Annotated in this window: 6 protein-coding genes and 1 pseudogene; 1 reads left to right on the top strand and 6 read right to left on the bottom strand. The window is 62.5% G+C overall.

The window, feature by feature from the left end:
* Window positions 1-129: 129 nt before the first annotated feature.
* Both A7X77_RS21070 and A7X77_RS21065 read right to left on the bottom strand, forming a co-directional pair.
* Complete coding sequence (locus A7X77_RS21070; RefSeq protein WP_064684794.1) at window positions 130-2,646, bottom strand: hypothetical protein; 2,517 nt, start codon at window positions 2,644-2,646, stop codon at window positions 130-132.
* A 61-nt stretch (window positions 2,647-2,707) separates the two neighbouring features.
* Window positions 2,708-4,006: an adenylosuccinate synthase gene (locus A7X77_RS21065; protein WP_064684793.1), complete on the bottom strand. Its 1,299-nt coding sequence runs from the start codon at window positions 4,004-4,006 to the stop codon at window positions 2,708-2,710.
* Window positions 4,007-4,199: 193 nt separating this feature from the next.
* On the opposite strand from A7X77_RS21065, the gene A7X77_RS21060 reads away from it, so the two are divergent.
* On the top strand, window positions 4,200-5,117 hold the full coding sequence (locus A7X77_RS21060; protein ID WP_064684792.1) for a DMT family transporter: 918 nt from the start codon (window positions 4,200-4,202) through the stop codon (window positions 5,115-5,117).
* Here A7X77_RS21060 and A7X77_RS21055 read toward each other — a convergent pair.
* The 4 genes and pseudogenes from A7X77_RS21055 to A7X77_RS21045 form a co-directional block, all read right to left on the bottom strand.
* A complete protein-coding gene (locus A7X77_RS21055; protein ID WP_064684791.1) occupies window positions 5,114-5,962 on the bottom strand; it encodes a GNAT family N-acetyltransferase in 849 nt (282 codons plus the stop codon). The two genes, A7X77_RS21060 and A7X77_RS21055, sit on opposite strands and share 4 nt — an antisense overlap.
* A 270-nt stretch (window positions 5,963-6,232) precedes the next feature.
* Window positions 6,233-6,712, bottom strand: a pseudogene (locus tag A7X77_RS34050) (PAS domain-containing protein); the annotation flags it as partial.
* Window positions 6,713-6,843: 131 nt separating this feature from the next.
* Window positions 6,844-8,628 (bottom strand): IlvD/Edd family dehydratase, encoded by a 1,785-nt coding sequence (locus A7X77_RS21050; protein ID WP_064684790.1) that lies wholly within the window; start codon window positions 8,626-8,628, stop codon window positions 6,844-6,846.
* 282 nt (window positions 8,629-8,910) lie between these two features.
* Window positions 8,911-12,111 (bottom strand): efflux RND transporter permease subunit, encoded by a 3,201-nt coding sequence (locus tag A7X77_RS21045; RefSeq protein WP_064684789.1) that lies wholly within the window; start codon window positions 12,109-12,111, stop codon window positions 8,911-8,913.
* Window positions 12,112-12,151 lie beyond the last annotated feature (40 nt).

The raw sequence follows: 12,151 nt of genomic DNA, 5'->3' as shown, positions 1-12,151 counted from the left end.
AAGGACGGGTCGAGACCCGTGGCTCGACCTCGGTCGGATGCCGGCAGGCGGATGAGGGACGTGAGCGGCAGAGCCGTGAATGCGCTGAGCGCAAGCGAAGGGCAAGGAACTCCCTTGCCCTTGACCACCTCACTGGCTCGTCGAGACATCCCCGAGCGCGGTCCATTCCTTGATGGCGGTATTGAAGGCATCCGCTCCCGTGCCGCCCTTGTCCACCGTCAGCAGCGCGCGGCGGCCGTTGCGGTAGGTGATCGGGATATCGATCCAGTTGCGGGTCGACATCAGGTCGAGATTGGCCTTGCGCGCATCGGGGTAATCGTTGAGCGCGATCATGTGGAAATCGTCAGTGATCTTGGCGGGAACCGCAATCAGCGCGTCGCCGCGATCCTGTTCCGTGCGCTTCATCGAGATGCGCTGGACGCTGTCGATACTGCCGCCTTCAAAATTGGGCGGCACGGAGAAGACGATCTCGACAAGATGGCTTGCCGGCAGCGACGGATCGGAGTTGCGCTTGAAGGTGACGAGCGCCGAGAGATTGCGCTCGGGCACGGTTATATTGCCCTGGACTGTCGCCTCCTGCCGGCCACCCTGGCCGGCCTCGTGCTGTACACTCCAGACGACCGTTCCCTCGATCGCCGTCGGTGAGCTCTGGCCGATACGCTCCTCGTAGAGGAACATCTTTTCCGACGACCCAACCGGGGCGGCCTGCTGCGGTGATACCGCAGGACCGTTCGGCGTCAGCGTTTCCGGCCGGGCCGTACCACCTTGGGCGCTAGCAGCCGGCGTATCCGCAGCCGCGACATTCTGCTCGGCCACCGATTTCCCCTCGGCGGTCGGCGTTCCCGGCACAGCCGCCGGGCCGCTGTCGACTTCGCTTCCATCGGAAAGCAGTCGCTGGGTGAATTTGGAATTGGTCGCCGCACCGTCACTGTTCAATGACGCCACTTGCTGGTTCGGCTCGGCCGGTGCCGGCGGCGTATTCTGCGCTTCCGGGGTAGCTGGCTCGGCTGGCGTCGGCGTGCTCGTCTGAGCAGGCGTCTCGGGTTCCGCCGGCGTCGTTGCCGCCTCGTTCCTGGTGGACTGCGATGGTGCCGAGCTGACAAGCCCATCGACCATCGCCACCAGCGCCTCTCTGTTCGTCCAGCCGGCATAGACGCCGCCGATCAGGATAAGCGCGAAGATCAGGGTGATCACGGTGCCGATGCCGAAGCGGCGCCGCTTCGGCTCCATGCGGAAATTCTTGCCCTGCAGTTTGGCGGCGACGATCTGATCGATATCCATCGCCGGATTGGCGTCGTCATCGTCGGCGGCGACCGAGCCGGGCCGGTCATAGCCACGCAGTGCCTTGGCTTCGCGCCATCCCTCGTTCGGCGCGCCGGCAGCGGGCGCGGCCTTGCCGTCATGCACTTCAGCAAAGATATCGACATCGTCGAAATGCGAGGAAACCGGTGTCTTCTTGTTGCTGCCGGCCTCGATCGGCGGCAGATCGTCGAAGGCGGCCGTTTCCCAGGAAAAACTTTCCTTGGCAGCCGGCATGACGGCCGCGGGTGCTATCTTCTCGAGGCTCGATATCACCTCTTCGAAGGCGCGCGCCGAAGTGTCGGCGGCGGCCGGAGCGGTTTCCGAATATTGCCGGAGCTCCTCTTCCGCCCATTCGGTCTCAGCATCCTTCGGCGCCGGAGCCAGTGTTTCGGCAGCGGGTTCGGTCCAGACGGGGTCGAAATGCGCCGCCGCATCCGCCTGCAGCGGCTCCTCGCGGCTATGTTCGACGAATTCCTGGGCACGATCGAAATCGGCAACCGGCTCGACCAGCCGATTGGATGCATGCTCTAGGCCGCGTGTGACCGGCTGAAACGATTCGATGGGCTCGTAAGCCGCCTCGGCCTTCGGCTCATGGCTTTCAACAGTTGCCGGTTCGGCCGCGACCTCTTCGGCTTCCGCGGGATGCTGTTCATCGGCACGATCGTCGTCGGCTTGCTCGTAGCCATGCCCGGCAGGCGGCGGTTCGAAGCTGTCATGGTCAGAAGCCACCTCTTCGCCAGCGACCTCACGCGCTTTGCCGGCATGCCATTCCTCGGCCGGCGCCTCCTCCTCATGGGAGGGATGCCAGTATGACTGAGCGGGCACATCCGTCTCAGTGGAAACAGGTCTTTCGACGAACTCGGGCTCTGCAGGCTGAGGTTCCGCAGGCTCGGCTTCCGCGGGCTGCAGCTCCTCGACCACCCCTTCTTCCGGAGCTTGCTCGTGTGCACCGGCTTCTGCGGGCTCTGTTTGCTCGCCGGTCTCTGCCGCCGACGGCTCTGCATCGGCTTCCTCGGCCGGCTCGTCGACGGTCGGCTCTGACACAGGCGCCGGTTCGCTTTCGCCGTGAGCCGCGTATTCCTCAACGGGCTCTGGCACAGCGACGGCGTCAGCCGCCTCATCGAGTGACAGCGCCTCGGAGTGTTCACCCTCCACTTCGCGGATGGCGGCCTCCAGCTTTTCGAGCTGGCGTTGCAGCATGGCTTCCGGCGGACGCGGCTTCATGTTCTCGAGCTGCCGCTGCACTGCGCCGCGAGCACGTTCGTAGACCTTTACCCGCATCTCGGGGGTATTTTCGGCCAGGCCGTCGACGGCCCGCCGAATAACTGCAATAAAATCCGCCATCAGTACTTTCTCAAGAAGTCCGGTACTCTCCCGAACCTATCCTCCGCAGTGACCGGTGACCTTAATCCTCAAACGGATCGGTCACAAGTATCGTGTCGTCCCGCTCCGGGCTGGTGGACAGGAGCGCGACAGGCGCCCCGATCAGCTCTTCGACCTGGCGAACATATTTGATCGCCTGTGCCGGAAGATCTGCCCAACTGCGGGCGCCGACGGTCGATTCCTTCCAGCCCTCCAGCGTGATATAGATCGGTTCGACTCTAGCTTGCGCTCCCTGGCTTGCGGGAAGATGATCAATCTGTTCGCCGTCGAGCATATAGCCGACGCAGATCTTCAGTTCCTCGAGGCCGTCGAGCACGTCGAGCTTGGTGAGCGCGATGCCGGTGATGCCGTTGGTGGCGACCGACTGGCGCACCAGCGCAGCGTCGAACCAGCCGCAGCGGCGCTTGCGCCCGGTCACGGTACCGAACTCATGCCCCTTTTCGCCGAGGAATTGGCCGATTTCGTCGGTGAGCTCGGTCGGGAACGGGCCCTCGCCGACACGTGTCGTATAGGCCTTCGTGATGCCGAGAATATAGCCGAGCGAGCCCGGCCCCATGCCGGAACCGGCCGCGGCCTGGCCGGCCACCGTGTTCGAGGAGGTCACAAAAGGATAGGTGCCGTGATCGATGTCGAGCAGGCTGCCCTGCGCGCCTTCGAAGAGGATGCGGGCACCCTTGCGGCGCTCCTTGTCGAGAAAAAGCCAGACGGTATCGCGGAACGGCAGCACACGGTCGGCGATGGAGGTGAGCTCCTCCATGATCGCCTCGTGGCTGACTTCGGCAACGCCGAGGCCGCGACGAAGTGCGTTGTGATGCGTGAGGATACGGTCGACCTTGCCGGAAAGGCTGTCGAGATCGGCAAGATCCATGACGCGGATGGCGCGGCGGCCGACCTTGTCTTCATAGGCCGGGCCAATGCCGCGGCGCGTCGTTCCGATCTTAGTGCCGCTGTTGGAGGCCGCATCTTCGCGCATCGCGTCGAGTTCGCGGTGCAGCGACAGGATGAGCGTCGCGTTGTCGGCGATGCGCAGATTGTCAGGCGTCACGCTCACACCCTGGGCCTCCAGTCGACCAATCTCGGCGATCAGCGCATGCGGGTCGACGACGACGCCGTTGCCGATAACCGCCATCTTGCCCGGACGCACGACGCCGGACGGCAGCAGCGAAAGCTTGTAGCTGGTGCCGTCGATGACGAGCGTATGGCCGGCATTGTGTCCGCCCTGATAGCGCACGACGATATCCGCGCGTTCCGAAAGCCAGTCGACAATCTTGCCTTTGCCTTCGTCACCCCATTGCGAACCGACCACGACTACGTTCGTCATCTAACTCTTCCTGTTACCGGCGCGGAACCGCGCACCTGCTCAAACCCGCGCATCTATAAAGCTTTGTTTTTGGGAAAGCGACCCTGTTGTCACAGGCGATTGGGCTTTTTACGTGACAAATCAGCAGTCGGCAGGCTATTTCCCCTGGGAAAACGCCGCTTGTTGATCATCAAAAGACGAGGAAGAAACGCTCTTGCAAGCCACGGCCTATATTTGCCTCGTCATTGCCACCCTCTGTTGGGGCGGCAATTCCGTCGCCGGCAAGCTCGCGGTCGGCCATGTCAGCCCGATGATGCTGACCTTCCTGCGCTGGTTCCTTGCCGTCGCGCTGATCACCCTGATCTCGGTGCCGCAACTCAAGAAGGACTGGCCGGTCGCCAGGAAAAATCTGCCGCTGCTGCTGTGCTACGGCGCCATCGGCTACACCCTCTTCAATGCCATGCTTTACTCGGCGGTACAGTATACGACGGCGATCAATGTCGCCATCGAGCAGGCCGGCATTCCCATGCTGATCTTCCTGCTGAATTTCGTCTTCTTCCGCACCGGCATTTCGCTGGCGCAATGCCTCGGCTTCGGAATGACGCTGGTGGGCGTGGCGCTGACAGCGGCGCATGGCGATCTCGCCTCGCTGCTGCAGTTGCAGCTCAACCGGGGCGACGGCCTGATGCTGATCGCCATCGTCGCCTATTCGCTCTACACAATCTTCCTACGCTGGAAACCGCGGGTCGACTGGCGAACGCTGATGGCCTTCCCGGCCTTTGCCGCCATGCTGACATCGCTGCCGCTGCTCCTGTGGGAGGCAGGCCGGGATGCGGCGCAATGGCCCGATCAGGCGGGCTGGGGCATCACTCTCTACACGGCGATCTTCCCCTCGCTGCTGGCGCAGATTCTTTACATCAAGGGAGTCGAGGCAATCGGCGCCAACCGGGCCGGTCTGTTCATCAATCTCGTGCCGGTATTCGGAACCCTGCTATCCGTCGCCCTGGTTGGCGAGACGCTGCAGTCCTTCCATATGGTCGCGCTGGCCCTGACGCTCGGCGGCATCGCCATCGCCGAAAGAGGTCGTCCGAAAGCTTCGGCTCCAACCGTCCCCGCCTCACCGGTGGATTAGCCAAGCTCCAGCGTCGTCACGCCGAAGACGTGCTTCAATGGCGTGGCTGGCGCTGGCCCGCGATACATGCGGATGGTCTGGAACACCGGCTGAAGGCCCATGCCTTCGGCAAGCTTGATCGCCTCGCGGTTCTCGGCGGGAATATCGATGAAGACTGTAGCCCCTTTCGCCTCCGGGACCAGTTCGGCAAGCAGTGCTGCGGCGCTATCGGCATCATTGGCAAAGAGCGGGCCGATCTTGTAGCCCTCGTAGCAGCGGCGGATCGTGCCATAACCACGGATTTTGTGGCTCTTCCGTACGACGGCGGTACGCCGTCCCTTGCGGCCGGTGCACCAGGCGGCAAGAAAGGCTTCCCGCGGCTGCGGAAAGATCGTCGAATCATAACGCAGCAGCCCTTCCAGGCGCGAATCCAGCACCGGATGCGCAACGAGCGTCGATGCCGGCGGCGTGCTGGCGATGCCGCCATAGCGAATGGTGAGATACGCCGGTTCAAAGCCGGCCCTGCGGTAGTTCTGCTGCTGGGCGGCGACGCCGTCGAGACCGATCGTGCGGCCCTCCGCCGTGGCGATCCCCGTTTGCCAGATCGCCTTGCCGTAACCCTTGCCGCGGAAATCGGGGTGGACGATGTAGAGGCCGAGAAAGGCAAAGCTGTCGCCATATTTGACGACCGAGATCGAGCCGACAGGGACTTCGCCGATGGCGCCGACGAAAAAACCCGTCGGATCAGCTTCGAGGAATGCCAGCGAATCGTCGAGGCCGGGATTCCATCCCTCCTGACGCGCCCATTCGAGCACGAGCTCCAATTCGCCGGGCCGCATCGAACGAACGGCAAATTCCGAATTCATGCGACCTTCCCAGATTGAATGTCCTGCAAGTCCATCCCGCCAACGGCAAAGCAATTGTCAGGTCACGCTCCCCCGGATCGCGGCTGCGAATGATGGAGAAGCCGCGCTGATGGTCTTCACGACGCGTATAATCATTTTCAATGCAATGCAGTAAGCTTTGTTTCCGCATTACCATGAAACAATGCCGTTGCAAGCTCAAGAAAATTACTTGCAGCCCAATCATCGTCCTGCCGGTGACGAGCAAGCAATCCCACCGACATTAACCGCTATCAGCGCCCTCGCCTCTGCCATCGTCTTTTGCCGCGCAAGCTCAGCGTTGAGCTGCACGTCGGCCGTCACATCCCACTCGGCGCCGATGAAGGAGGGCGCGCCCTCCGCATCCACATAAAAATGCGCCCGCGAGCGAAGATGCCAGATTTCGCCGCTCGGCAGCACGATCCGGAATTGCGAGTCATAGCGCCGCGCGCAGCGATGGCCTGGTTGAAATCACGTTCGGCCCGCTCGCGATCGTCGGGATGGATCGCATTCGACCAGAACCATACCGGCACTTGCCGACATGTCTCGCCGGTCTCGTAGAGCCGGTGCATCTGTGCGTCCCATAAGATCCCGTCCTTTGCGATGCTGTGCTCCCAGACACCGATTGGATGCGTCGAGAGCGAGTTCGAGCCGGCGCAGAAGATCCTGAAACTCTTGTTCGGATCGTGTGGCTTTATTTTCTGGCAACACGGCCTCAGCCTTCGAAGCTTGCATATTTGCGATATGGTCTTCGGCCGCCATTAAGGAAGCCTTGTCTTATGGACCGAACAAATGACGAGGTGAAATCTTCGTTACGGCTTTCCCCTTTTGGATCAACGGACTTGCGATCTGCCGCAACTAAAGGATCAGTGATTATGTCTTGGTGGTTTTTTCGCGATTTGGCGGAACTCCGCTGCCCCTTCCAGAACGGCACCGTCCGCCAGTTGTGTGACGGAACGGCGGTAGATTTGCTGCCACGGCGTTGCATCCGCCGGCACCGGCGGAATGCCCTCGCCTTTGCGCCGTTCGATCTCGACGCCATCCACCAGCATGTCGCAGCGCCCGTGGTTGAAGTCGATACGGATCGTGTCGCCGCTGCGAAGCCAGGCGAGGCCGCCGCCGGCAGCGCTCTCCGGCGAAGCGTTGAGGATCGAGGGGCTGTCCGCCGTGCCCGATTGACGGCCGTCGCCGATCGTCGGCAGGCTGCGGATGCCGCGCTTCAGAAGATGATCCGGCGGCTGCATATTCACAACCTCGGCCGACCCCGGCCAGCCGAGCGGCCCGGCACCGCGGATCACCAGGATGGTATTCTCGTCGATGCCGAGGGCGGGATCGTTGATGCGACGATGATAATCTTCCGACCCGTCGAAGACGACCGCCTTGCCCTCAAAGACGCCTTCACGCCCCGGCTCCTGGAGATAGCGCCGGCGGAAATCCTCTGAAACCACGCTCATCTTCATGATGGCGAAGTCGAAGAGATTGCCCTTGAGAACGAGGAAACCGGCGCGCTCCTTCAGCGGGTCGTCGAACGGCCGGATGACCTCGCGGTCGCCGGCCTCCCTCCCCTTCAGGTTCTCGGCCATCGTCCTGCCTGTCACGGTGCGACAGTCGCCATCGAGTTTTCCGGCCTGCAGCAGCTCCCACATGATTGCCGGCGTCCCGCCGGCGCGGTGATAACGCTCGCCGAGATAGGCGCCGGCCGGTTGGACATTGGCCAGCAGCGGGATATCGAACCCATGCACCTGCCAGTCATCGGGATAGAGTTCGACGCCGGCATGCTTGGCCATCGCAGCCAGATGCGGCTGTGCATTGGTCGAGCCGCCGATCGCCGAATTGGTGCGGATCGCATTGAGAAAAGCCGCCCGCGTCAGGATATCAGACGGCTTCAGATCCTCGAACACGATCTCGACGGCCCGCCGCCCGGTGCGGTAGGCCATCTGGCCGCGCTCTCGGTAAGCGGCCGGAATGGCACCGCACCCGGTCAGCGACAGGCCGAGCGCCTCGGCCAGCGCATTCATCGTCGAAGCGGTGCCCATCGTATTGCAATGGCCGACGGATGGGGCCGAATCGAGCGCTGCCTGCAGAAACTCCTCGCGATCGATCTCGCCTGCCGCATATTTCCGCCGCATCCGCCAGATCACCGTGCCGGAGCCCGCCAGCTCCCCCTCATGCCAACCGTCGAGCATCGGCCCGCCGGAGAGCACGATAGCCGGAATATCGACCGTCGAGGCCGCCATGATCGCTGAAGGCGTGGTCTTGTCGCAGCCGGTGGTCAGCACGACGCCGTCGAGGGGATAGCCGTAAAGGATTTCGACGAGGCCGAGATAGGCGAGATTGCGGTCGAGCGCAGCCGTCGGGCGCTTGCAGTTTTCGAAGATCGGATGTGTGGGAAATTCGATCGGAATGCCGCCGGCATCGCGAATGCCGTCGCGCACGCGCTTGGCGAGTTCGATATGCACCCGATTGCAGGGTGTAAGATCGCTGCCGCTCTGGGCAATCCCGATGATCGGCCTGCCGGAGCGTAACTCCTCCGGCGTGATGCCGTAATTCATGAAACGTTCGAGATAGAGCGCCGCCATGTCGATATGATCGGGATTGTCGAACCAATCCTGCGAACGCAAGCGGTGTTTCTTCGTCTGGCTGTCCGTCATTACCATCCCCCCGACCGGCCATACTTTTCTTCGAAGTCGAGAAGCGGGTTCAGCCCATCCCACCATCTCCCGCAAGCGCTCCGGCCTTGCATTGCGTATCAGATGGCGGAGGTGAGGCCCGCGCCGATCCTCCCAGCTGCTATCCGTCTTTGATAGTCCCCTCGCCGATGGTTGCAACCGTTTTGATGAACGTGACGCATTTTTGTCGGATATCCGAAAACGATACGGGCGAGAACCTTAGTTCCCGCCCGATTTACTCGACAAAGGAAGGTTGAATTCCGTTTATTCGGCCGCGAGTCTGATGACCTCGGCCTCTTCCGCCTTGTGCTCGTCCGGCTTGTGCTGAACGAGCGGACGGTTGCCCGTCATCCGGCGCAGCAGCACGTAGAACACCGGCGTCATGAAGATGCCGAACAACGTCACCCCGATCATGCCGGAGAAGACCGCGACACCCATGGCGGCACGCATTTCCGCACCGGCGCCGGTCGAGACGACGAGCGGCACGACGCCCATGATGAAGGCCATGGAGGTCATGAGGATCGGGCGAAGACGAAGGCGGCTGGCCTCGACCGCGGCCTCCCGCGGCGTTCTGCCTTCGAACTCCAGTTCACGGGCGAACTCGACGATGAGGATCGCGTTTTTCGCCGATAGACCGACAAGGACGACAAGGCCGATCTGGGTGAAGATGTTGTTGTCTCCACCGGTGAGCCAGACGCCCGTCAGCGCGGCCAGCACACCCATCGGTACGATCATGATGATCGCAAGCGGCAGCGTCAGGCTTTCATACTGGGCGGCGAGCACCAGGAAGACGAGCAGCAGCGCCAGCGGAAAGACGACGACGCTCGAATTGCCGGCCAGTATCTGCTGATAGGTCAGATCCGTCCATTCGAAGTCGATGCCCGCAGGCAGTGTCTCGCGAAGGATCTTCTCGATTGCCGCCTGCGCCTGGCCGGAGGAGAAGCCCGGTGCCGGACCGCCGTTGATGTCGGCGGCAAGGAAGCCGTTATAGCGGTTGGCGCGCTCCGGGCCCGTGCTCGGCTCCACCTTCAGGAGCGCCGACAGCGGGATCATCTCACCCGATGCCGAACGAACCTTCAACTGGCCAATATCTTCCGGCTGGGCGCGGAATTTTGCATCGGCCTGCACCCGGACGCTGTAGGTGCGGCCGAAGGCGTTGAAGTCGTTCACATAAAGCGAACCGAGATAGATCTGCAGCGTCTGGAAGACATCGGTGACGGAAACTCCGAGCTGCTCGGCCTTGGCGCGGTCGAGATCGGCATAGAGCTGCGGCACGTTGATCTGGAAGCTGGAGAACAGCCCGGCAAGTTCAGGCGTCTGATAGGCCTTGGCAAGCACCGCCTTGGTCGCTTCATCGAGCGCCTGGTTGCCGAGGCCGGCGCGATCCTCGATCTGCAGCTTGAAACCGCCTGTTGTGCCGAGACCGTTGACCGGTGGCGGCGGGAACATGGCGATGAAGGCGTCCTGGATGGCGCCGAACTTCTGGTTCAGCGCCATGGCGATGGCGCCACCTGAGAGATCGGGCGTCTTGCGCTCCTCGAAGTCCTTCAGCGTCACGAAGACGATGCCGGCATTCGAGGAATTGGTGAAGCCGTTGATCGACAGGCCCGGGAAGGCGATCGCATTGGCGACGCCCGGCTGGGCGAGCGCGATGTCGGTCATCCGTTTGATGACGTCTTCCGTACGGTCGAGGCTTGCGGCATCCGGCAGTTGGGCAAAGCCGATCAAATACTGCTTGTCCTGCGACGGCACGAAGCCGCCCGGGACGGTGGTGAACATGCTGTAGGTCGCCCCGACCAGCGCCAGATAGACCACCATGACGATGCTCTTGCGCGACACCAGCCCGCCCACACCCTTGCCGTAGGCGTTCGACCCGGCGCCGAAGACACGGTTGAAGCCGCGGAAGAACCAGCCGAAGATGGCGTCCATGAACCGCGTCAGCCAATCCTTCGGCGCATGATGATCCTTTAGGAGAAGGGCTGCCAGCGCAGGCGACAGGGTGAGCGAGTTGAAGGCCGAGATGACGGTCGAAATCGCGATCGTTAGAGCGAACTGACGATAGAACTGCCCCGACAGGCCGGAGATGAAGGCGAGCGGCACGAAGACCGCGACGAGGACCAGTGCGATCGCAATGATCGGGCCTGAGACCTCCTTCATCGCCTTGTAGGTGGCAGCTCTTGGCGACAGTCCGTGTTCGATGTTGCGCTCGACATTCTCAACCACGACGATCGCGTCGTCGACGACGATACCGATCGCCAGCACCAGCCCGAAGAGGCTGAGCGCGTTGATCGAGAAACCAAAGACATACATGACCGCGAAGGTGCCGATGATCGATACCGGAACGGCGATCAGCGGGATGATCGAGGCGCGCCATGTCTGCAAGAACAGGATGACGACGAGGACGACGAGCGCAACAGCCTCGAGCAGCGTGTCGATGACCTTCTCGATCGAGGAGCGCACGAATTTCGTCGTATCGTAGACGATCTCGTATTTGACTCCCTGCGGCATGGCCAGTTGCAGCTGATCCATGGTCGCGCGCACATTGTCGGCGATTTCGATCGCATTCGAACCCGGCGCCTGGAGGGCGGCCACGGCGACGGCCGGCTTGCCGTCGAGCAGCGAGCGCAGCGTATAGTCGGCGGCGCCAAGCTCGATGCGGGCGACGTCGCGAAGGCGGGTTATCTCGCCATTGGCGCCCGTCTTGACGATTATGTTGCCGAACTCCTCGGGCGTGCGCAGGCGGCCCTGGGCATTCACGTTGAGCTGCAGATCCACACCCGGCTGGCTTGGCGACGCGCCGATAATGCCGGCTGCGGCCTGGACGTTCTGCGAACTGATGGCGTTGCTGATGTCGCTGGCAGCGAGATCGTGCTCGGCCGCCTTCTGCGGATCGATCCAGACGCGCATCGAATAGTCGCCGGCGCCGAAGACCTGCACCTGACCGACGCCCGGGATGCGGGCGAGCCGGTCCTTGATGTTGAGGGTGGCGTAGTTGCGAAGATAGGTGATGTCGTGACTTTCGCCGTCGGAGACTAGATTGACGACCATGATGAAGTCGGGCGAGCTCTTGACCGTCGTAATGCCGAGCGCACGGACTTCCGCCGGCAGACGCGGCTCGGCCTGCGAAACGCGGTTCTGCACGAGCTGCTGCGCCTTGTCTGGGTCGGTGCCGAGCTTAAAGGTGACGGTGACGTTAAGCACGCCGTCCGAGGTCGCCTGGCTCGACATGTAGAGCATGTCCTCGACGCCGTTGATCTGTTCTTCGAGCGGTGTCGCCACCGTTTCGGCAATGACGCTCGGATTGGCGCCGGGATAGGTGGCGCGCACGACGACCGACGGCGGCACGACGTTGGGATATTCGGAAATTGGCAGCGCCCGCAGGCCTATCAGGCCGGCAACCACGATGAGGACCGAAAGGACACCGGCAAAGACCGGGCGGTCGACAAAGAATCTGGAGATGTTCATATCAAAGCCCTCTCCGGGGTGAACATGGATGCAAAATCCC

The sequence above is a fragment of the Rhizobium bangladeshense genome, from assembly GCF_001662075.1.
Lineage (GTDB): Bacteria > Pseudomonadota > Alphaproteobacteria > Rhizobiales > Rhizobiaceae > Rhizobium > Rhizobium bangladeshense_B.
The sequence above is the reverse complement of the archived record's forward strand: the minus strand, read 5'-3'. Positions and strand labels throughout refer to the sequence as shown.